21 protein-coding genes and 1 tRNA gene are annotated in these 20,418 nt (G+C 54.0%); 6 read left to right on the forward strand and 16 right to left on the reverse strand.

Features of this window, described 5'->3' with window-relative positions; all coding sequences use genetic code 11:
* Nucleotides 1-507 (reverse strand): Lrp/AsnC family transcriptional regulator, encoded by a 507-nt coding sequence (locus tag TALK_RS17090; protein WP_085620361.1) that lies wholly within the window; start codon nucleotides 505-507, stop codon nucleotides 1-3.
* A 149-nt stretch (nucleotides 508-656) separates the two neighbouring features.
* Between TALK_RS17090 and asnB the strand changes: the two genes are divergently transcribed.
* Nucleotides 657-2,597, forward strand: coding sequence for an asparagine synthase (glutamine-hydrolyzing) (gene asnB / locus TALK_RS17095; RefSeq protein ID WP_085620362.1), 1,941 nt, complete (start codon nucleotides 657-659; stop codon nucleotides 2,595-2,597).
* Nucleotides 2,598-2,862: 265 nt separating this feature from the next.
* Nucleotides 2,863-4,401, forward strand: a complete 1,539-nt coding sequence (gene glpD, locus TALK_RS17100) for a glycerol-3-phosphate dehydrogenase (RefSeq protein ID WP_085620363.1) — start codon at nucleotides 2,863-2,865, stop codon at nucleotides 4,399-4,401.
* A 17-nt stretch (nucleotides 4,402-4,418) separates the two neighbouring features.
* Here the strand turns inward: glpD and TALK_RS17105 are convergent, their stop codons facing one another.
* Complete coding sequence (locus TALK_RS17105) at nucleotides 4,419-4,751, reverse strand: TfoX/Sxy family DNA transformation protein (RefSeq protein WP_085620364.1); 333 nt, start codon at nucleotides 4,749-4,751, stop codon at nucleotides 4,419-4,421.
* Between the two features lie 51 nt (nucleotides 4,752-4,802).
* On the opposite strand from TALK_RS17105, the gene TALK_RS17110 reads away from it, so the two are divergent.
* Nucleotides 4,803-6,671 carry a Na/Pi cotransporter family protein gene (locus tag TALK_RS17110; protein ID WP_245830003.1) on the forward strand — a complete coding sequence of 623 codons (1,869 nt, stop codon included), beginning with the start codon at nucleotides 4,803-4,805 and terminating at the stop codon, nucleotides 6,669-6,671.
* Nucleotides 6,672-6,777: 106 nt separating this feature from the next.
* Here TALK_RS17110 and TALK_RS17115 read toward each other — a convergent pair whose 3' ends face one another.
* Both TALK_RS17115 and TALK_RS17120 read right to left on the reverse strand, forming a co-directional pair.
* Nucleotides 6,778-7,236 carry a GNAT family acetyltransferase gene (locus TALK_RS17115; RefSeq protein ID WP_085620365.1) on the reverse strand — a complete coding sequence of 153 codons (459 nt, stop codon included), beginning with the start codon at nucleotides 7,234-7,236 and terminating at the stop codon, nucleotides 6,778-6,780.
* A gap of 235 nt (nucleotides 7,237-7,471) precedes the next feature.
* Nucleotides 7,472-8,143: a hypothetical protein gene (locus TALK_RS17120; RefSeq protein WP_085620366.1), complete on the reverse strand. Its 672-nt coding sequence runs from the start codon at nucleotides 8,141-8,143 to the stop codon at nucleotides 7,472-7,474.
* A gap of 218 nt (nucleotides 8,144-8,361) precedes the next feature.
* Here TALK_RS17120 and TALK_RS17125 point away from each other — a divergent pair, with 218 nt between their 5' ends.
* The 3 genes from TALK_RS17125 (at nucleotide 8,362) to TALK_RS17135 (ending at nucleotide 12,202) form a co-directional block, all read left to right on the forward strand.
* Nucleotides 8,362-9,087, forward strand: coding sequence for a response regulator (locus TALK_RS17125; RefSeq protein WP_085620367.1), 726 nt, complete (start codon nucleotides 8,362-8,364; stop codon nucleotides 9,085-9,087).
* Nucleotides 9,084-10,685 carry an ATP-binding protein gene (locus tag TALK_RS17130; RefSeq protein ID WP_085620368.1) on the forward strand — a complete coding sequence of 534 codons (1,602 nt, stop codon included), beginning with the start codon at nucleotides 9,084-9,086 and terminating at the stop codon, nucleotides 10,683-10,685. Before TALK_RS17125 ends, TALK_RS17130 begins: the two co-directional genes overlap by 4 nt.
* 209 nt (nucleotides 10,686-10,894) lie before the next feature.
* A complete protein-coding gene (locus tag TALK_RS17135; protein WP_085620369.1) occupies nucleotides 10,895-12,202 on the forward strand; it encodes an adenylate/guanylate cyclase domain-containing protein in 1,308 nt (435 codons plus the stop codon).
* A 205-nt stretch (nucleotides 12,203-12,407) separates the two neighbouring features.
* On the opposite strand, the gene TALK_RS22295 is transcribed toward TALK_RS17135, so the two are convergent.
* The 12 genes from TALK_RS22295 to TALK_RS17195 all read right to left on the reverse strand — a co-directional run bounded on the left by TALK_RS22295 (nucleotide 12,408) and on the right by TALK_RS17195 (nucleotide 20,298).
* Nucleotides 12,408-12,971, reverse strand: a complete 564-nt coding sequence (locus tag TALK_RS22295) for a hypothetical protein (RefSeq protein ID WP_085620370.1) — start codon at nucleotides 12,969-12,971, stop codon at nucleotides 12,408-12,410.
* A gap of 105 nt (nucleotides 12,972-13,076) precedes the next feature.
* Entirely contained in the window at nucleotides 13,077-13,337 is a 261-nt protein-coding gene (locus tag TALK_RS17145) for a RebB family R body protein (protein WP_085620371.1), read from the reverse strand.
* Nucleotides 13,338-13,396: 59 nt separating this feature from the next.
* A complete protein-coding gene (locus TALK_RS17150; RefSeq protein ID WP_085620372.1) occupies nucleotides 13,397-13,720 on the reverse strand; it encodes a RebB family R body protein in 324 nt (107 codons plus the stop codon).
* Between the two features lie 84 nt (nucleotides 13,721-13,804).
* Nucleotides 13,805-14,029: a RebB family R body protein gene (locus TALK_RS17155; protein ID WP_085620373.1), complete on the reverse strand. Its 225-nt coding sequence runs from the start codon at nucleotides 14,027-14,029 to the stop codon at nucleotides 13,805-13,807.
* Nucleotides 14,030-14,263: 234 nt separating this feature from the next.
* Entirely contained in the window at nucleotides 14,264-14,530 is a 267-nt protein-coding gene (locus TALK_RS17160; protein WP_085620374.1) for a RebB family R body protein, read from the reverse strand.
* Between the two features lie 11 nt (nucleotides 14,531-14,541).
* Entirely contained in the window at nucleotides 14,542-14,832 is a 291-nt protein-coding gene (locus tag TALK_RS17165; RefSeq protein ID WP_085620375.1) for a RebB family R body protein, read from the reverse strand.
* Nucleotides 14,833-14,963: 131 nt separating this feature from the next.
* Complete coding sequence (locus tag TALK_RS17170) at nucleotides 14,964-15,299, reverse strand: RebB family R body protein (protein ID WP_085620376.1); 336 nt, start codon at nucleotides 15,297-15,299, stop codon at nucleotides 14,964-14,966.
* A 201-nt stretch (nucleotides 15,300-15,500) separates the two neighbouring features.
* Nucleotides 15,501-15,824 (reverse strand): RebB family R body protein, encoded by a 324-nt coding sequence (locus TALK_RS22395; RefSeq protein WP_007090412.1) that lies wholly within the window; start codon nucleotides 15,822-15,824, stop codon nucleotides 15,501-15,503.
* Between the two features lie 229 nt (nucleotides 15,825-16,053).
* Complete coding sequence (locus TALK_RS17180; RefSeq protein ID WP_085620377.1) at nucleotides 16,054-17,196, reverse strand: RNA polymerase sigma factor; 1,143 nt, start codon at nucleotides 17,194-17,196, stop codon at nucleotides 16,054-16,056.
* 274 nt (nucleotides 17,197-17,470) lie between these two features.
* Nucleotides 17,471-18,142 (reverse strand): hypothetical protein, encoded by a 672-nt coding sequence (locus TALK_RS17185; protein WP_085620378.1) that lies wholly within the window; start codon nucleotides 18,140-18,142, stop codon nucleotides 17,471-17,473.
* Nucleotides 18,142-20,025 carry a hypothetical protein gene (locus TALK_RS17190; RefSeq protein WP_085620379.1) on the reverse strand — a complete coding sequence of 628 codons (1,884 nt, stop codon included), beginning with the start codon at nucleotides 20,023-20,025 and terminating at the stop codon, nucleotides 18,142-18,144. The genes TALK_RS17185 and TALK_RS17190 overlap by 1 nt, the downstream gene beginning before the upstream one ends.
* Before the next feature lie 197 nt (nucleotides 20,026-20,222).
* A tRNA-Thr gene (locus tag TALK_RS17195) sits at nucleotides 20,223-20,298 on the reverse strand.
* Between the last annotated feature and the right edge of the window lie 120 nt (nucleotides 20,299-20,418).

The raw sequence follows: 20,418 nt of genomic DNA on the forward strand, positions 1-20,418 counted from the left end.
TTATCCCTTAAGGATACCGTCAAGTGGCGAGGGTGCGGTCAGGCTTTCAAGCGGATAGCCTGAAAACGTCTTGGTGCGTTCCATCACCACATGGCCGCTGAAATGTTCAATCCCGATGTCTTCGGCCAAAAGATTCTCTTTTAACTGATTGAAATGCGCGATATCGCGGCAAATCATATCCATCGTGTAATCAAACGGTCCGGCAATTTTATAGCATGATATCACTTCGGGCACGTTGCTGATGGCGGCCTCGAACTTTTTGAAATCATCGACCAGATGATTGCCCAGCGTGATTTCGGCCATGATGTGCAGATTGGCCCCGATTTTATCAAGGTCGATTTCGGCCAGATATTGGGTGATCAGCCCGGCTTCCTCAAGCTTGCGCACGCGCTCCAGACAGGGCGACGGTGACAAATTAACCTCTTCTGAAAGATCAAGGTTCGAAATCCGGCCGTTGGTTTGCAAAACCTGCAGGATTTTGATGAACAGTCGATCCAGTTTCAGCATGCTTGTTCCAGCTTGATGGGCAATGCAGCCTGTTTAACATCGCTTGATCTTTGATGCGATCAAAATCCCTGTCGGTAATCCCATGATTTTCATTGTCGAATGCGTTCGGATCGTTTTTAAGTAGGGACAAATAATAAAGGGATATTTTCATGTGCGGGATCACCGGTCTGTGGCTTGGTCGCAATAGTGACGGCGATAAATTGCGCGGCACCATTACGCGCATGACCGATGCCTTGCTGCATCGCGGGCCCGATGGTGGCGATACATGGTGTGATAATGATGCCGGATTGGCACTTGGCCAGCGGCGTCTTGCGATCATTGACCTGACGGACGCCGGTAAACAACCGATGCATTCTGCCGATGGCCGTTATGTCATGGTCTATAACGGCGAGGTCTATAACGCCGAGGAACTCCGCGCCAAACTGGCCGGTGAAAACATCGCCTGGCGTGGTCATTCCGACAGTGAAGTGATCCTTGAATGCATGGCGCGCTGGGGCGTGCGCGATACGGTCAAGCGCCTGATCGGCATGTTTGCCATCGCCCTTTGGGATAAAAAAACCGCCAAGCTGACGCTGGTGCGTGATCGTTTAGGCATCAAACCGCTTTACTGGTCGCGCTATGACGGCCACATCGCCTTTGCGTCCGAATTAAAAGGTTTGGTCGCCGGGGATGTTATCTCGCGCGAGGTTAATCGTACCGCCCTTGATGCTTATTTGCGCTTTGGTTATGTCCCATCCGGGCTGTCGATCTTTTCGCATGCCAAAATGCTGCAACCCGGACATATCCTTGAAATTACCGGCGAAGGACATGCCTCGGAATTTGCCTATTGGTCGGTCGAGGATGCTGTTCTAAGCGGTCAAAACCACCCTTGGAGTGGCGATGACCAAAGTGCGATTGATGCGCTTGAAGATTTGCTGCGCGATGCGGTCGGGCGTCGGATGATTGCCGATGTGCCGCTGGGCGCGTTTCTATCGGGCGGGATTGATTCTTCGACCGTCGTCGCCCTGATGCAATCGGTTTCCGACCGGCCGGTTAAAACCTATTCGATCGGTTTTGACCATGATGCCTATAACGAGGCCGCCTTTGCCGGTGAAGTCGCCAAACATCTGGGCACCGATCACACCGAACTTTATGTCAGCGCGCAGGACGCGCTTGATCTGGTGCCCAAACTTTCCGAAACCTATGACGAACCGTTCTTTGACAGTTCGTCGATCCCGACCTATCTGATTTCGGCCCTGACCCGCAAAGAAGTCACCGTCGCCCTTTCGGGGGATGGCGGCGATGAAACCTTTGGCGGGTACAATCGGTATATTTGGGCCCGCCAGCTTAGCAATATCGCCAAAAATATCCCGTTCGGGTCCTCTTTGATCAGCAAGGGTCTGACCGCACTTTCGCCAGAACAATGGGATGGGCTGATCGGCCTTTTACCGGGCAAGCGCGGTACTGCGGCACTGGGTGATAAAATTCACAAGGTCGCACCGTTGTTGTCGATCCGTGACGATTTGGATCGGTATCAGGCGTTGTTGTCGCTGTGGAACCCGGATGTCCTGATGGCCGATGCGCCGGGGCAAACGCGTAAGAAATTCCGCATTCCGGGTGAAAAATTCTGTCGCAATCGCAATCTGGATTATGTGTCGTCGATGCAGGTCATGGATACCATGATGTATATGGTCGATGACGTTCTGACCAAGGTGGATCGGGCCTCGATGGCCAATTCGCTGGAAGTCCGCGTGCCGCTGATTGATCACCGGGTGATTGAGTTTGGCTGGCGGATGCCTGCGCATTTGAAATTGAGCGGTTCTGTCGGCAAGGTCGCATTGCGCAATATCTTGTATAAATATGTTCCGCGCGAAATGATTGATCGTCCTAAAACCGGCTTTGGTGTGCCGCTGGCCGAATGGCTGCGCGGGCCGCTTAAGGAATGGGTTGGCGATCTTTTGGCGCGGGATGCGCTGTATTCCGATCTTGGCCTGAACCGGGCCGAAGTCGATAAACGGTTTGCCGAACATGTTTCCGGGCGGCGCAATTGGTCGCATCAACTTTGGGCGATTGCCATGTTGTCAGATTGGCAGCGTCGCTGGCTTTCCTGATCCGGGCTGTGGGTTTGATTTTTTGATTCTGCTTTTTAAACACCTCGCCATTCGGCGGGGTGTTTTTGTATGGCGGTATATGTACCAAAGATAAGTTAGCTAATATTTTTCATAATCGAAATTTTATATAAAATTATCAATGTCTACAGGTGGTAAGCCTGCTCGAAAGCCTTTGGCGGCAAACTGTCACAATTCAGCGGTTGAAAATTTTCGAATATGAACTATTTAAAGATCATTATCGAATTTTAATCACGGAACTCATACCATGCACAGCCAATCGGAATATGACCTGATCATCGTCGGCGGCGGGATCAACGGGGCGGGAATCGCCCGTGATGCAGCCGGTCGCGGGCTTAAGGTCCTGCTGTGTGAAATGAATGATCTGGCAAGTGCGACGTCCTCGGCCAGCACCAAGCTGATCCATGGTGGATTGCGCTATCTTGAACATTATGAATTCCGTCTGGTCCGCGAAGCCCTGACCGAACGCGAAGTCCTTTTGGGCAATGCGCCGCATATCATCTGGCCGCTGCGGTTTGTGTTGCCGCATGTGCCGGGATTGCGGCCGGCATGGATGATCCGTTTGGGGTTGTTTTTGTATGATCATCTTGGTGGACGCAAAAAACTGCCCGGTAGCAAAGGCATTTCGCTGAGCACCCATGTTGCCGGTCAGCCGCTTAAGGCCGGGATGGATAAGGCATTTGTTTATTCCGATTGCTGGGTCGATGATGCGCGTCTTGTGGTTTTAAACGCCATGGATGCACGTGAATGCGGGGCGGATATCTTAACACGGACAAAATGTGTTGCCGCCAGCCAGCAAGACGGCAAATGGCAGGTTACCTTGCAGGGGGGCGATGATGACGCGGAACGCGTGGTGACGGGCAAGATGCTGATTAATGCTGCCGGTCCGTGGTGTGCGTCGCTGATTGATCCGGCAAATGGCGCGATCAAGGCCGAGACCAAGGCTAATATCCGTCTGGTCAAAGGCAGCCATATTGTCGTGCCGAAACTGTTCGACCACGATCATTGCTATATTTTCCAAAACCCGGATGGCCGCATCGTCTTTGTTATTCCCTATCAAGATGATTTTACCCTGATCGGTACCACCGATGTTGATTTCAAAGGTGATCCGGCCAAGGTCGAAATCAGCGGCGATGAAGTGGATTATCTGTGCAAATTGATTGGTGATTATTTCGCAACGCCGATTTCGGCGATGGATGTGGTCTGGTCCTATTCCGGGGTGCGCCCGCTTTATGCCGGCGAGGGCGAAGTTGCCAATGCATCCAAAGTATCCCGTGATTACACCCTGAAACTCGAAGCCAACAAAGGCAAAGCCCCGGCATTGCATGTCTTTGGTGGCAAGATCACCACCTATCGCAAGCTGGCCGAACATGCCCTGCAATTGATTTCCAAGCAGCTTGGTGTTGCAGATCGTCCGTGGACGGCCACTGAAACTCTGCCGGGTGGGGATTTGCCCAATGCGTCCTTTGATGATGCGATGATGAACTACGGCACGCGGTATGGCTGGTTGCCCGAGGCAATGCTGAAACGTCTGGTGCGTGCCTATGGCAGCCGGATTGAAAAACTGCTGGATGGGTGTAACGGCGTACATGATCTTGGTATCAATTATGGCCATGATCTGTATGAGGCCGAAGTCAGATACCTGATAGATCAGGAATGGGTCTTTGAGGTCGAAGACTTGGTCTGGCGTCGTTCCAAGCTGGGTTTGCGTTTATCCGGGGATCAAATCGCCGTATTGCGCAAACGCTTGGCATCCGCCAAACCAAACCAGATTGCCGCCCAATAAGATCTTGCTGATACTCTCTAATGCTCCGCGATTTCTGTGCGTAACTGCACCCAAAGATCGCGGAGTTCCTGTTTGCGGTGGGGCGTGATATCGCGCCAGTCATGGTCGTGGATCGCGCCTTCAAGGGCGTAAAGATAATTCACGCTGATCTTCTTTTCCCTGCCTAAGCGAAACAGCAATCGTCGCGTTGTTTCTTCTATGCCCGTGATGATCAGGTCGGATTGGCTTTCAATGCCGATCTCGTCCAGTTCACGCGATGATGTCGGGCCGATATTGCGAATATTGTGTTGCCGGTCTGGCGCCATGATGGCGGGAACTCCGTATTCAACCAGTCTGGTCAGTTGGCGCATTTTCTATATGCTATGGTGGCTTATCAATCGTTTATGGCAGGTTCGGTACTGATGTTGTTGTTTCGCGTTTTCACGTCCCTGTCAGTTTTTGCCTTTGCCGGGCTATGGGTTTTTACGGTGCTGATACATGATGCCTTTGCTGCGGCAGGTGTCGCCGTGCCAACGGTTGAGCTTCAGGGCGGTCGCATGGCTATTGGGCTTTTGGGCGGCTTGGCGCTTTTTCTGTATGGCATGGATCACCTGGCCAGCGGGCTTAAGGCCTTGGCCGGGGCGCGATTGCGCCAGTTCCTTGCGAAAATGACCCATGATCGGTTTACCGCGGCTTTTTCGGGGGCGGCGATTACCGGGCTGGTTCAGTCATCAAGTGTCACCACTGTTCTGGTGGTTGGCTTCGTTTCTGCCGGGTTGATGAGCTTCGCCCAATCGATTGCCATCATCATGGGGGCTAATGTCGGTAGTACTCTGACCGCGCAAATCATCGCCTTTAAAATTGATGCGATTGCCCCATTGATGATTGCGATTGGTTTTTGCGTTATGAGTTTTGTCCCCCATCGGGGGTGGTCGCTTGGCGGGCGGGCGCTTTTGGGGATGGGGCTTTTATTCTTTGGTATGGGCATGATGAGCGACGCGATGGAGCCGCTTCGCAGTTATGCGCCGTTTATCGATATGATGACACGCATGACCAATCCCCTGATTGGGATTGTGATTGCGGCGGGTTTTACCGCTTTGGTGCAATCAAGTGCGGCAACGACCGGGATTGTTATTGTGCTGGCCGGGCAGGGGCTTGTGCCGCTTGAAAGCGGCATTGCCCTGATATTCGGGGCGAATATTGGCACCTGTGTTACCGCACTTTTGGTGACAATTGGCAAGAACCGCGATGCATTTCGGACCGCGTTGGGGCATGTGTTCTTCAATGTTGTCGGGGTTTTGATCTGGTTGCCCTTTATCGGGGAGTTGGCCGATCTGGTTGGTTTTCTGTCATTGGACGAAGCGGGGGGACCTGTTGATACTGCGCGTGAAATTGCCAATGCACATAGTATCTTTAACATCGCCAATGTTGTGATTATGATCGGTTTTGTGCCGTGGATCGCCCGGATGATTGAAAAATGCGTGCCGGTCAGTGATGTGTTCGAACCGCCCCTTGACCCCAGTCCGAAATTTTTGATGGGTGAAATCGCCGATACGCCGTCGGCAGCCTTGCTGCTGCTGCGCGGCGAAGTCATACATATGGGGGATATTGTCTGTGATGTGGTGCGGCGTGGCCGAGAGGTGATGCAGAACCCGACACGGGCAAAACTTGAAAAAATTGCCGAACTCGATGACGGGGTCGATAGTCTTCAGGATGCGATTGCGCTTTTCGCCGGAAAATTGCGCCATTCCGAATTGCTGCCATCCGATCAGAACCGGCTTTTGAACAAGCTTGCCATCAGCAACCATCTGGAAGCCATCGGCGATCTGATCAGCGAGGAAATGACCGAATTGGTTGGGCGGTTATTGGATGAACGCAATCTGCCATTATTAAACAGCCGTGAAAAGATGGTCGAATTATTCACTTTTTCTGAACAATGCCTGAAACAGGCCCTGACCGCTTTTGCCAGCGATGATGTCGAGGCTGCAAATGCCGTTTTGGCACGCAAAGCCGAATTTATCGAAAAGATGGAAGTTACATTGCGTCGTGTCAGCGACGACATTGGCCCGCGTGATTCCGATATCCGCCGCTATCGGACCGAAGTCGCATTGGTTGAACGTATCAACCGTCTTTACGAGCGCGCGCGCCGCATTGCACGCGCGTCGCTGGCGATTTCTCAGTCCGGCGGCAATGTTGCGGCACCCCCGGATGATCAGACGTCACCGCAGATCGATACAAATCCGCAAACGCAGGTCTCAACACCGACCGAGACACAGAACCCCACAGTTTAATATCGCCGTATTGGGACCAAAAGTTCGGTCGGATTGGTTGATATCATTGGGTTTTCAGCGGCATGGGGCGTGCCCCGGTCGGATGCGGGCTTGTGAATTCGGTGTTTTATTCGGGGCGTTCGGCGGGTGGGGTGTCGATGTCTTTTTGCATGACGGTGACATCAAGGGCGCGATAGCCAAGATGGCGATAGAAATCCTGCATGGCGCTGTTTTCCGAGCGGACCATCAATTGCATGCGCCATACCCCGCGTTCGCGCAGCCAGTCTTCGCCAGCGTCAACAAAGCGTTTGCCAAGGCCGGTTTTTTGATGGGCCGGGGTGACGGCAAGGTAATAAAGCCAGCCGCGATGCCCATCGTGACCGATCATGACGGTGGCGATGATGATGTTGTTGTTATCTTCCCAGACCAGAAGTGTTGAATTGCTGTCTGACAGGGCAAACCGCACATCCCATTCCGGCGGGTTGTAGGGTCGGTAAAGCCCGGTTTCCTGCCATAATGTTGTGATGGCCGGAATGTCTTTTTCGTGGGCTTTACGTGGCGTTGGGTGAATGCTGGGGGCGATCATGGCGATGCTTCTCGTTCCTAAAAATGCAGAATGATTAACTCGTTGCATCGCGTCAAATCGAAAATGATAAAAAAGATGGCGCCCCCGGGGGAATTGGGGGCGCCAGTATCGTCCGGGCTATCGGTTGGGTGGGGGGAATGACCCGGACTGGGAGTTGGGGGAGAAGTTGAGGTTGAGGGACGTGTGTTATGTGTGATCCAGCCGGAGCCTGTTGGCTCCGACCAGGATCAGCGGGTTAGCGGATCGGACGACCGGTCACGCGGCTCAGTTCCATTTCACGGATAATGTCACCGGCCTTGTTGGTGATCGTCGTGACATAGGTGCCGCGCGGCGTTTCGGTAATGCTGCCAAGTGCCAATTCACCGCCGCCAAAGCGGATGACCATTGCATTGGCCAGAAGGGTCATTTGGTCGGTTGTAAAGCGACGGTCATAGCGTTCATCATCATCGGCATCCGGGCGCGGCATCAGGCGGTGCAATTCACGGAATTCGCCGCGATCCGGGCGACCGGTCATGGCATCAAGTTCAAGAATGGTGACAACATCACCCTTGGCATTGAGTAACGTGACGGCGATTTCCTTGCCCTCGTCCACCGATGTGACATCGCCGGTTTTAAGGTCGGTTGCGCCACGGTGCAGGAGCATGGCATCAATCAGGATCTTTGCTTCGTCCGTGGTGAGCGGAACCGTGCGGCGCGTGTCGTGCTTGCCATGTTTGCCATAGTCACCATGCATGCCTTTTTTGTCGCCGTCATGCATGCCAAATTTACCATCACCGTCGCGACCATCGTCGTTCATGTGCCATGGCTGATGATCGCCACCCGATGCCAGTGCCGATGTAATCGGGGTGGCGATCAGCGTGGTGGCGATCAGGGCAGATGCGATTTTAAGTTTACTGTTACGGGTCATAGGGGCCTCTTTTTCGTTGGGGGGACGTTATTGGCTGAACCCGTTATGACGCTGATTTGTCGCGAAATGATCCCGGTAAAAGGTGAAATTGGTCGCAAGCTTTGCCAAAGGGCGGTTTTGCGACAATCTGATACAAATTGCTGTTTCTGATAGGCTGTCGGGCGGATTAAGTTAAATCATGAACAACAAGACATATTCATTCGAACAGGCAAACAGGCATGAGTGACCCGGTCCATATCCTTGTCGTCGACGATCACCGCGATATCCGCGATTTGCTGGGGCGGTATTTGCGTCAGCACGAGTACCGCGTGACCTTGGCATCTGACGGGCGTGAATTGCGCAAGCTGATGGGCGAAAACGTTTTGCCTGATTTGATCGTGCTTGATCTGATGATGCCCGGTGAAGACGGGCTTAGCCTGTGCCGGTGGTTGCGCGAAAATTATGATGTGCCTGTGGTGATGTTAACCGCCCTTGGCGAGGAAACCGATCGGATCATCGGCCTTGAAATGGGGGCGGATGATTATTTGGCAAAGCCATTTAATCCGCGTGAGTTGCTGGCGCGGATCAAAGCTGTTTTGCGTCGGTCGCAAAGTCTGCCCAGTGGTCGCCGTGGTCAGATGCCGGGTGGGGAGATCGGATTTGATCGCTGGATACTGGATCGGACGCGCCATGAATTGCGCGATGAACAGGATGTCGTGGTGCCGCTGAGTGCCGGTGAATTTGCCTTGCTGTGTTCGTTTGTCGATCATCCCAATATGGTGCTGAACCGTGATCAGTTGCTGGATCTGACCAAGGGCCGCGAAGCCATTCCGTTTGATCGCAGCATTGATAATCAGGTCAGCCGCCTGCGTAAGAAAATTGAACCGGATCCGAAGACCCCGACCTTGATCAAAACCGTTTGGGGCGGTGGATACATGTTCACCGCCGAGGTGTCGAAAAAATGAACCTGCGCAGTTTCGGTTCCCGTTTATGGCCGAAAACCCTTGCCGGGCAGCTTGTCTTGCTGATTTTGGGGGCGGTTATTCTGACCCATGTCGTCTTGGGTTTCCTTTTGGCCGAGGAACGGCGTGATGCGGTGCTGACCGAGCGGCGTGGCGGCGCCTTGGCGCGTGTGGCCGCGATTTCGCGTGTTCTGGCGGCGACGCCATCTGAAAACTGGCGTGATGTTCTTAAGGTCGGGCAATCACCGCAAAGTGTCATGCGGCTGGTTGAACAGCCTGATGCCGATCTGCCAATGTCAGATATCAGCAATATGCTGAGTGCCCGGTTAAATCAGGCGCTTGATGGTCCGGCGGTGCCCGCGCGTGTGCATATCCTGTCCGAGGATGATTGCCGTGAAGTCGAGGCGCGTGAGAAAGATGACCGTAAAAAGCATCATGATGATGATGACGTCAGGGATGGCGACCGGGATCATGTGCGGGAAAAGGATTGGAAGAAGAGTTGGGGGCGTTATTACCCCAGCCATATTGGCCCGCGCTTTTTCGATCATCTTGATTGTGTTGAAGCCCCGCTGATGCAGATCAGTGTGCCGATTTTCCCGTCGGGTGGATCGGGTGCCCAGAGTGGTCCTGCCGCATCAAGCGGATCAGGGGATGGTTCGGGCCTGAATGCGCCTGATGTGGTCCAGCCGGTTGTGTGGCTTGAGGCGCGGATCAATGGGATGGCCCCGCCGCCGCGGGTGGTGCTGGCAAATATTTTGCGCGTGGCGATTTCGACGCTTTTAATCGGGATCATCGCCTATTTCCTGGCACGTCGCATGACGCGGTCCTGGGCGGTTTTGGCGCAGGCGGCCGATCGCGTCGGGCGTGGGGATTATCCCGAACCGGTGCCGGAAAAGGGGCCGATTGAAATCCGCCGGGCAGCCAAGGCGTTCAATCGCATGACGGCAAGATTGAAGCGCTTTGTCGAGGATCGGACACGGATGCTGGCCGCAATTTCGCATGATCTGAGGACCCCGATCACGTCGCTTCGCCTGCGGGCAGAGTTTGTCGAGGATGGCGAAAATCGCGCCCGGATCATTGAAACCTTGAATGAAATGGAACAGATGGTCGAAGCGGCGATGACATTCGCACGTGAGGAAACGGCAAACGAGAAAACCCGCAAGATTGATATTACCGCCCTGACCGAGGCCATTGTAGAAGATTTGATGGAAACCGGTCACCCGATCCGTTTCCATGGCGATGGTGCATCGCGTGTTTATCCGTGTCGGCCATTATCGATCAAGCGGGCCCTTGGCAATTTGATTTCAAATGCGCTGACATTTGGGGATCTGGTCGAGGTATCGCTTAAACCCGCCGATGACGGCGGGATATGGATCGAGATCAGCGACGATGGACCGGGCATTCCGCCAGAACAGCGCGATCAGGTATTTGAACCGTTCTTTCGGCTTGAAACGTCACGTAATCGTGAAACCGGTGGGATCGGGCTTGGTCTTGCGATTGCGCGAACTGCGATCCGTGCGCATGGCGGCGAGATTTATCTTGAAGATGCGCCAGCTGGCGGGCTTTTGGCGCGTATTTATCTGCCGCCGATTGCGCATTGATCGGGATTTGTTGCCTGACAGTTATCCCCGCCGGCCGATAGACGGTGCAGGAGGGGGCTGTGTGGTGGTTGGTTTTTGCTGGTTTGACCGGAATTTGTCAGGAATAATCTCTTTCCGAGAAGTTTTTGCGGTTTTGCAATTGCGAAATCGGAACTCTGTCCCATTTTAGGCGGTGTAATAATAACGTAAGAATTAGGACGGAGCAGTTCATGACAGATACAGCAAAGCCGATGGGAAGCAATGTAACGTCCCTTCCCGGAACCAATAGCGCCCTGTCGGGTGGTGGCTTTGTGCGTGCAGTCAATGACTGGCTGATGGAACGTGCGCTTGAAGATACCGATATTGATGCCATTCTTGAAGGCATGGTATCGCGTCTTGTTGCTGTGGGAATTCCGCTTGACCGGGTCATGGTCGGTTTTAAAACGCTGCATCCGCTTTACGAAGGCGTTACTTATATCTGGTCGAAGAATCGTGGGACGGTTGAGCGTTCGCTCCATCTTGATGTTCGAGAGAAAAACCCCGATTGGCTTGAGAGCCCGATGAAATGGATGGCCGATAATGACGTCACGTTTTTACGACGTCACCTGATCGGCCCGGGTGCAATCCTTGATTTTAATGTTCTGAAAGACTTTAAAAAGTCGGGCGGGACTGATTATTTGGCGCTGATGACGCCGTTTACCACGGATCGTGACAGTACGCTTGGCGCCAATCGTATCTTCATGACCTATATGACCGGTCGTCCCAGTGGCTTTACCGACGAGGACCTTGCGATCCTGTCGGCGATCCAGCGTCGTTTTGCGGTGTCGTGCAAAATGCGGATCATGCACGAAGAAACCAAGACTATTCTTCATACTTATTTGGGGTCAGATGCCGGGCAGCGGGTGCGGGATGGCCAAATCAAACTGGGTGATAGTACCAAAACGCGTGCAGTGATCTGGTTTTCGGATATGCGCAATTCGACATCGGTTGCCGCCAGTGTCGGGGACGATGCGTTTCTGGGTGAAATGAATGATTTCTTTGCCGCAACGGCCGGGGCGGTATTGAAACATGGCGGGCAGGTTCTGCGCTATATCGGGGATGCGACGCTTGCGATTTTCCCAATCCGCGAGGATGAACAGGATTTGGAACAAGCCTGTGTTTCAGCCCTTTATGCCGCCGCCGAAGCACAACTTAACATCGACCAATTAAATACAAAGCGCGAAGAAACCGGATTGCCTGCCTTTGATTACGGTCTTGGCATGCATGTCGGGGATGTGATTTACGGCAATGTTGGTGTACCGGATCGGGTTGATTTTACGGTGATCGGGCAGGCGGCAAATGAAGCCGCGCGGATCGAACAATTGACCAAGCAACTTGGCAAGCGGGTTCTGGTCAGCGATCAAGTCGCAAAATTCATTTCCTGCCCGACAGAAGAAATGGGTGCCTATGAGCTTCAGGGCACCGGGCTTAGCATGAAGCTGTTTGCCCCAGACTTTGCCGAGGCCTGCCACCGTATTCAACTGATGCAGGCGGGATAATTGATCCGCGCATTTAGGGGCACTTCTTAAATAGCGAAGACAATGAGCTTACCCAGAAATTGGTGCCCAAAATATCAAGTCTGAACAAAGGCATGCCGTGTTCAGCCGTGCCTTGCCATTTCTGAAGGCACGGAGATTTCGGCATCATTATCCTGTAACTGTTGGATAAATCCGTCGAAATAGAAAGGCGGGGGTGTCTGGTGGGTCAAGCCATGCTGTCAAAATCCTTGACCACGCCGCTTGATGCGGTGCCGACCTTGGTGAAGGTTTCCTGGGCGTCGGTTACCGCTTTGGTCGCGGCGGCAATGATATCGGCATAGGGATCAGTTGTTTTTTCTGCCAGCATTTTCTGCATTGCGACACCGGTCGTGGCGGAGGCCATCGACATGATGTTGCGCATGTAATCGGTGCTGTCTTGCACGGCATAGGCCGCGGCCTGGGCGACTTTTTGATAAGCGATGCCATTTGCCCCCGGACCGGCCCCGTTTAGCACCGCATGATTGGTGGTGCCGACGGCCTGTACGATTTGGGGATTAAGGGCGGTGCTTAGCGGCGGCGAGTTTTCGGCACTGCTGGTAGATGATGATGATTCATTTGCGGTGCTGCTGTCGCTGGTGTCGGAATTTGACGGGGAACCTGAACTGGCATCGGACGTTGTTGTGGAGCCTGCGGCATCGGTGCTGTCACTTGTTGTGCCGGTTGACGCAGTTGCACTTGTGTCGGATGTGCTGCTGCTGCTGTCAGGTTTGGGATCGGTATCGTCTGCCATGACGGGGCCTCATTGCGATTTTGGGTTCATGACGCGGTCAAGCGGGGATCGACCGGAATGTTTGTCGGTTTGGTTCCGCGTGAAGCAGGGGCAAGTTGCCGGTATTTAACCGGACTTGCCACCGCCACCCATGCCGCCACCGGAGCTGTCGAGGATCATTTTGCACGCGGTGGAGGTTACGGCGTTGCCAATCTGTTGCAATCCGCCCTGGGTTTGCATGGCGTTTTGCATCGAAAGACTGATGGAATGTGCCATCGTCTGATACACGAGCCCCATTGCCTGTGCCGGAGCTTCGCCCAGAACCTTGACGTTGGTCTGAGTGACCGCGTCTGTAATCTGGGAGTTAACCGGGGTGTTGTCTGCCATGTCACGCCCTCACTGAAATATTCGGATAAAGCGCACGGCGCGCAATGTCCGAATTCTGCCTAACGGCGAGTTGCTGCCAAAATGACCAAAAGGGTCAGTAGTGTATTGCTATTGTCTGATCGTGACAGCTTGTTGGTTGCCTGTGCACCGGCCATGGTATTGACCGAGTAAAGCTGCATCACGCCCATATTGGTCGCGGCCTGCGAGCACATGGACGCCTGTTGCTGGGCCTGAATGGCGTTTTGGAACAGGATCGATGTTGAATGGGCCGCACTTTGATAGATCATGCCCATTGCATTTGCCGGGGCCGAGCCGAGAACGCTGACCGATGTCTGGGTCACCGCATCTGTGATCTGACCGTTCACTGGGGTTGGAATAGCCATTTCTTCCTCCGATTTGGCGGTCACGATGACCGTACTCGTCTTGACGCAGATGTTTGATCTTTGTGACGAAATTACTGGTAGTTTTTAACCGGCCTGGGCCGAAATCATTGCGACCAGCTTAGATGTCGCGGTGTTTGAAACCTGTTGCATATTGCCTTGCGTCAGGGTGGCATTTTCCATTGCCAACCCCGTCGAATGGGAATGCGATTGCAGGGCAATTGATACCGCCTGGGCGGGACTTTCGCCCAGAACCTTGACGTTGGTCTGTGTCACGGCATCGGTAATTTGCGGATTGACGATATCGCTCATGACATCATGCCTTTGCCTTGAATGGATCTGTCACCGAACCGGGGTGTTAAGTTTTTCCGTATCGGTGGCAGGACGGTTCTGTCTAGTTCTGTGCCGCATGCGCTTGTTGTTGTCTTTCGAGTTCTTCGTCGGTTAATTCGACATAGATGTGTTGATTGGAATCCGGCGGTGTTTCTGCCACTGGGTTGCTTGTTGGCGCGCGCGCCATCATGGGGGACGGCTCGTTCTTTGATTTTACGTGCTTCCCCCGTCGGGAAAAAAATCAGAATCTTTGTCCCCGATAGACAGGGTATTGCGCGTGCATTCCATGGTGGTCGCCAGACTGGCAACGGCGAGCTGTTGTTGTTCACTGACCATATTGGCAAACAGAATTCCCTGTGCCTGTGCCTGTGCCAGATAGGTTTGCATGGTGCCCATTGCGGGCGCTGTCCCCATGACGGTGGTGTTGGTCTGTGTCACGCCATCGGTAATCTGTTTGTCGACTTCGCGCGAGGTGTTCATCGTTTTGATCCTTATCGGTTACGACGCGACATCATTTGTTCGACGCTTTTGGTTAGCGTCGCCATGCCGGTCATGGAAAGTTGCCGTTGGCCGGAAACCATATTGGCCATCAAAACGCCCTGCGCCTGTGACTGGGCCATCATGGCCTGAAGTGTTGCATAGGCCGGTGCAACGCCGATTGTGCTGACATTGACCTGACTGACGGCGTCACTGATCTGGTGAGATACCTGATGGTGGCGTATATCTTCTGAGTTGCCTGTGTCGGAATCTTGATTGCTTGTGTCGGATTTTGCCGGTGCCATCACGGTCTCCTTGGCTGGCGCTTGGGACTACACAGCAATGACGGTGTGCGGGCGCATTTGTGATGTGAAAAAAAAAGCCCGGCAAGCGATAAGCATGCCGGGCCGGTTTGGGCAGCGAAACCAATGAAAGGTTACGACACTGCGGTGCCGGTCGTCGCTTTCAGGGCGGACAACAGGGAAAGCATGTTGTCCGGAACATCGCTGGTTGCGATTTTCTGCGTTGCCACAGCGCCTGCCATGGTATCGACGGAATAGACCTGAATGACGCCCTGATTGGTTGCAGCCTGCGACGAGATGCCGACCTGCTGCTGGTTGCTGACAGCGTTCTCGTAGAGAATGCCATGGGAATGTGCCAGCGACTGAAACAGCGAGCCCATGGCCATGGCCGGTGCATCGCCCAGTACTTTGACATTGGCCTGGGTCACTGCATCGGTAATCATGCCATTGACCGGGGTATTATCAGCCATAATCTGTCTCCTGGTTGCCTAAAAATATGCCGGAAACCGGCCCGTTCCGCGTCTTGCGCGGCGATCAGTCATTTGACGGGGGCTAAACATCTTTGTGACGCCAAACCGCCAAAAACTGCGGGCAAAATTGCCGGGAAACGATATTGGGCGGCCGGTCGTGAACGGGCCGCCCAATTGGGGAAGTCTGGGGATAAAGACAGCTTAGCTTTTGACGGCCTGAAGGGTGGTCAGAAGCGAAAGCATATTGTCGGGGACATCGCTCTGGGCGATTTTCGATGTCGCGACGGCATCAGCCATGGTGTCGATCGAATAGATCTGAATGACACCCTGATTGGTTGCTGCCTGAGAAGAAATGCCGAGCTGCTGCTGGGCGCTGACGGCATTTTCATAGAGAATGCCGGTGGAGTGGGCCAGAGACTGGAAGATCGAGCCCATAGCCATAGCCGGGGCATCACCGAGCACCTTGACGTTTGCCTGGGTGACGGCATCGGTGATTTGACCATTTACCGGGGTCGGAATCGCCATTTTAAAACTCCTTCGTATGCTGCTTGCGGTGGAAATCCTGACGGGGTGGTTTCGCCGTCCCGAATTCATTCTATCGACGCTGGTAATTCTGGCTTGTGACGGTAGATGTGATTTTTTTTGCCCGAAGGCGTCTTTTTTTTGAGGTTTTGTACCAGCGTTTTCTTGGTGAATATGGATGCCGGGCAGAACGATGTGTGCCGTTCTGCCCGGATAAGCAATGTGGCGCCCTTTATTGGATGCCTGCACCACGCAGGTGATCGCGGGCAAGTTGGACCCGTTTGCGGACGGCGCAATTGCTAAGGCCAAGATTGGCCGCAATATCGTCATAGCTGCGATCTTCGACGCAGCGCATCAGAAGCGGTTTGCGCAATTTTTCCGGAAGGGCCCGCAGGGCGCGTTCAAGATGATCGAACATTTCAGTTGCGAGGAAAGATTCCTCGGGACTTGGTTCGTTGCGTCCGGATATCGGCGGAAGGGCAGCATCGGCAGTGCCGTGACTTTCTTCCTTGTATTCCGCTTTCCGACGGTTTTGCCGATGCAAATCAATGCAGGCATTATGAGCAATTCGTGAAAGCCATGCCCGGTGATTGCGGATTTCATCCATTGAATCCTCAAATTTCACCGATGCTTTCAGCATGGCTTCGGACAAGGCATCCTGTGCATCATCCATATTGCCAGACATCAATTTAAGGCATTGCTTTAAAAGGCTGTCTTGCTGATCCATCCAAAGCGGCCAAAAATTGGGGGCCGCCGGTTGGGTCATGTCTGATGTCCCGGCATTTTCGGTCGGTTCTGTTTGCCAGGGATTGGTCTGAGCAGGATGGGATTGCGGCGAACCAGAGGGGGGGGCCGCAGGTTGTCGGGGCGGATAGCCCGTTGGTTGGGAGGGGGCGGGTTGTTCAAAACCAAAACCGCCAAGGGCCGACAATGCGCCTTGCATGCTGCGTTGCATGTCGGACAATTGTCGGGGTAATCCGCCAAGGTTGCCGAGGCTGCCGGCAATGATGTCGGTTGGGCTCGGTCCGTTTGACGAAGGTTCCAGTCCCGGCAATCCGGCAAGCGGATTGAAGTTGCTTGGATAACCGCGAGGGACAGCAGGATTGCCTGCATCCGGTTGCGGTTCCTGGGCGCTGGTGCCGTCCGCTGTGGGGGTAGCAAGAATACAACTATTACTAGAATTGTCACTTAAGGCGGCAAGATAGTCTGCGGCCAGTCTGGCCCGTTGATCGTCTTTTAGATGCGACCACATCGACGTAACATTGTCACCGGTCCCCAATGCCTTTTCCAAGGCATCATCAAGTGATTGAGCAAACGAAACTTCGTTCTCCGAAAGTTCCGGTGTTCCCTGTCCGATGTTTTTTTCGTACTGCACTATGGACCCCTCCTAAGAAAGATTACAACCAAGGGCTGTTTAGGTCTCTCGCGACTATTATGACGGCGTGCAGTTTGAATTGTGAATAAAAAGATAAATTCTATTTTAAGTTGTCTTTATGTTGTTGTTGGATTTTGTGCTGAATCCCCGATATCTTTTTGTTTTTGAAGCATAATATTTTTATTTATCCCGAATCTTGTATTTGCCGATCTGAATATAAGGATTGCATGATGTGTGTGCGGTCTTTGGTGAAAACGACGAATCACGCCTGTTCCTACCCGTCTGAATTCGGCGGGTTTTTGTCGCTTGTGGTGTCTATTTTCTGTGGTTGGGCTGGGCTGTTTGCCGCTGTTGACGCTGTTTCGGTATTTGGCGTCGCTGTCGCGTTGGTTGTGCTCTCAAAAGCCGTCGCGGGTGCCGGGGCAGTTGCAGGCGGCGGTGCAGGTGTCGTTGCTGCCGGTGCCTGTGTTGCCGTGGAAGTCGTCGTCGTGTCAGTTGTGCCTGTTGCCGGTTGTGTGCTTGCCGCGGCCTGACTTTCTGATGACTGGGGTAATGAATGCGCAATCGCCTGTTCGACCTGGTTGGCCAGATGGTTCATGCGCATATCGATTTCGCTGACAATGATACGACGTAATTCATTGGCGATCTCGATCATCACCAGCACAGTGGGATCGGATGGCGTAGCCTCTGCCCCTGACGGGGCTCCCGGTATTTTGGGGGATGTCGGGCCGGGGCCGGTCGATGGGGTGCCGTTTTGGGACGGTTGGTTCGACTGCCCATGGGATGCTGCGGCCAGTTTTTGATCGAGGATTTGTTTGCGCGCGCGATCCGCCGCATTTGCCATCGCCTTCATCGTTGCCTGATATTCTTGGTTGAATGCCTTTTTTACAGCGTCTTTCTTGCTGCTGGCTGTTTCTATGCCGGGAAAATTCGCACCGCCAGCCATCAGGATTCTCCCTTGTCCTTGTTGGGCGTATCGGCTTTGCCGCTATCACCAGGTGCCGCGGGCGGGCTTGCCTTTTGGGCGGATGATTTGGCGGTGGTGCTGCTGTCGTCGTTCGATGAAGATGCGGATTTCCCTTTGCCTTTGGAAGCGGCGACTGGCGATGTGGATGGTTTTGACGATGCGGATTTTGAAGGCGTAGCAGAAGAGGCCGTATCGTTATTTGCATCTGTGTTCGGAGTATCCGCTGTATCGGGCATATCCGAAGCATCAGAAGACGCCGGTTCGGCAGGTAAGACAAAGCCATAGGTCGCCAGTGATGCATCGACCTGTGTTTTTGGGATGCAGATCAGGCTGGTTTGCAGGCTGGTCGTGGCGTTGGCGATCATGCTTTCGGCGCGGCATTCGGTGCCCTGTGCCGGATCGTTGCAGCTCAGCATTGCGGTTGGTGTCGATATTTTCTGGTTGTCGCGCAATTGTGCCGTGACCGAAAAGTCCGGTGTATCGTCACGCAGGATCAGGGCAATCAAGCATGCACCGTCTTTGTCGTCAGCGGGGGGGGTGATTTGCATTCGGAAAGAAAGGCTGGCCTGTTTGGTCAGCGGAATATCGCCTTGCAGGATGGGGCTTGGCAAGGTGCCGCAATAGCGCAACTGAACCGGAAGGGAAACCGATGCGTTGGCGATGCCTGATGTAATCTGCATGGTGGCGACGAATGGGTCCTGACTGGTGTCAGGTGATCCGAAATGTTGATCCATGCACAGGCTTGCCGGTGCCAGTGGTTCATCATCGGGGGATGGCACGGCATCAGATGCGGCAAGGGTGCTGGCGGCAATGTGCCATTCGGCCGTGGGCAGGTTGCCGATAATGCTGGCACGGGTAAACGATGGACTATCCGCCGGAATGTTAAGGGCAAGGCGTGCGGTATTGATATTTTGCGGGCCGACCGAAAGGGACCACTGCTGGATATCGGCGGGGATTTCATCCGCCTTGAGCAAGGCGGTGACAATCGTATCGGTATCGGCATTGGTCGGGGCGGGGGATGGTTGCTGATCAAGTGTAATCAGCCAATCCGGTGCCTTGGCATCCTTGGCATTGCCCGAAAGTTCGGGCAGAAGCGGACGATAAAGATCGCCATATGTCACGGTGCCTTCAAGGCATGTATTGCGCCCGTCATCACGTGTCAGATCAATGCGATAGGATTGCGGGCCGGGTTCTGATGTCGAGGTGTCGGCCGTTGATGAGGACGAGGACGAGGTCGTCGGGGATGATTGGGGCGGGGAAGGCATGGATGGCGACGGATCACCTTCGGACGGTGCCGGTGTCGCGTCTGTGCCTTCACCGTCGTTTGGGACGGTTGTCGTGTCTGTGGTGCCCGATGGGCAGGAAGTGTCGGACGCATCGGATGGGCCAGAAGCTGGTGCCGGGGGGGCTTGGGTTCTGGCACCGGCGTTTTGGGGCGGTGTTTCTGGCGTAGCAGCTGGGGTGGGGCGCGGAATAACATTTCCGGCCGTGGTGATCAGGCTGCCATCCTCGCCATAGGCATAGGAAGAAAGCGGCGGGACCGGTTGCATCGGTTGACCCAGCGCCTGTTCGATCTGCTGCATGGCATATTCGATCAGATTCTGGCCCTGAAGCGGGGAATGGCCGCCTAATCCGCCAAGCTGATCCGAGGAGCCTGTATCGGAGGCCTGTTTTGTTGGGTCTGGCATGCTGGTGGCGGCTGATGGGTGGGGAATTACGCTATCAAGTCCCCATTCCTTGGCGGTATCAAAACCAAGAACATGCGCCCACGGCCATGCGTCGGGGGCTGTGTTCTGGTCGCTGTTACCGTCGGCCGGGGTGCCGGTTGCGGCGGTTTCGGGTTGTTTGTCGTCATCTGTCATGCTGGCAATCCCCTGGTTATTCTTGCGAAACACTGCGGAAGGTGCATGCCTGCGCCGAACCGGATTTCACAAGGATCGCGTCGGTTCACTGGCAAAAGGACGGGGAGGTCGGGGAGTTGTGACAAAATATGTTGCGAATAGCGTTTGGTCCGCGCAATAAAAAACCCCGCAGGGCTGCTCGCCCGGCGGGGTTATAGTGGTGCTGATGATAGGATTTGAACCTACGACCTACGCATTACGAATGCGCCGCTCTACCAGCTGAGCTACATCAGCACGATTCTATTTTGTGGCGCGGAAAATACGGACAATCCCGCGTGTTGGCAAGTGCTTTATTGTACTTTTTGTCATCTGATCCTAGGCGGTGTTTACATTCATTGACAACATTTGAGTGCG

It is taken from the genome of Thalassospira alkalitolerans, from assembly GCF_002115745.1.
Taxonomy (GTDB): domain Bacteria; phylum Pseudomonadota; class Alphaproteobacteria; order Rhodospirillales; family Thalassospiraceae; genus Thalassospira; species Thalassospira alkalitolerans.

Coding starts and splice junctions, on each gene's coding strand:
- TALK_RS17170 (WP_085620376.1), bottom strand. CDS start 15,299: ATGGCTGATAATACCCCGGTCAATGGCATGATTACCGATGCAGTGACC.
- TALK_RS17105 (WP_085620364.1), bottom strand. CDS start 4,751: ATGCGCCAACTGACCAGACTGGTTGAATACGGAGTTCCCGCCATCATG.
- TALK_RS17150 (WP_085620372.1), bottom strand. CDS start 13,720: ATGGCTATTCCAACCCCAGTGAACGGTCAGATCACAGATGCGGTGACC.
- glpD (WP_085620363.1), top strand. CDS start 2,863: ATGCACAGCCAATCGGAATATGACCTGATCATCGTCGGCGGCGGGATC.
- TALK_RS17190 (WP_085620379.1), bottom strand. CDS start 20,025: ATGACAGATGACGACAAACAACCCGAAACCGCCGCAACCGGCACCCCG.
- TALK_RS17130 (WP_085620368.1), top strand. CDS start 9,084: ATGAACCTGCGCAGTTTCGGTTCCCGTTTATGGCCGAAAACCCTTGCC.
- TALK_RS17185 (WP_085620378.1), bottom strand. CDS start 18,142: ATGGCTGGCGGTGCGAATTTTCCCGGCATAGAAACAGCCAGCAGCAAG.
- TALK_RS17145 (WP_085620371.1), bottom strand. CDS start 13,337: ATGGCAGACAACACCCCGGTTAACTCCCAGATTACAGACGCGGTCACT.
- TALK_RS17160 (WP_085620374.1), bottom strand. CDS start 14,530: ATGAACACCTCGCGCGAAGTCGACAAACAGATTACCGATGGCGTGACA.
- asnB (WP_085620362.1), top strand. CDS start 657: ATGTGCGGGATCACCGGTCTGTGGCTTGGTCGCAATAGTGACGGCGAT.
- TALK_RS17155 (WP_085620373.1), bottom strand. CDS start 14,029: ATGAGCGATATCGTCAATCCGCAAATTACCGATGCCGTGACACAGACC.
- TALK_RS22395 (WP_007090412.1), bottom strand. CDS start 15,824: ATGGCGATTCCGACCCCGGTAAATGGTCAAATCACCGATGCCGTCACC.
- TALK_RS17110 (WP_245830003.1), top strand. CDS start 4,803: ATGTTGTTGTTTCGCGTTTTCACGTCCCTGTCAGTTTTTGCCTTTGCC.
- TALK_RS17090 (WP_085620361.1), bottom strand. CDS start 507: ATGCTGAAACTGGATCGACTGTTCATCAAAATCCTGCAGGTTTTGCAA.
- TALK_RS17135 (WP_085620369.1), top strand. CDS start 10,895: ATGACAGATACAGCAAAGCCGATGGGAAGCAATGTAACGTCCCTTCCC.
- TALK_RS22295 (WP_085620370.1), bottom strand. CDS start 12,971: ATGGCAGACGATACCGATCCCAAACCTGACAGCAGCAGCAGCACATCC.
- TALK_RS17165 (WP_085620375.1), bottom strand. CDS start 14,832: ATGGCACCGGCAAAATCCGACACAAGCAATCAAGATTCCGACACAGGC.
- TALK_RS17115 (WP_085620365.1), bottom strand. CDS start 7,236: ATGATCGCCCCCAGCATTCACCCAACGCCACGTAAAGCCCACGAAAAA.
- TALK_RS17125 (WP_085620367.1), top strand. CDS start 8,362: ATGAGTGACCCGGTCCATATCCTTGTCGTCGACGATCACCGCGATATC.
- TALK_RS17120 (WP_085620366.1), bottom strand. CDS start 8,143: ATGACCCGTAACAGTAAACTTAAAATCGCATCTGCCCTGATCGCCACC.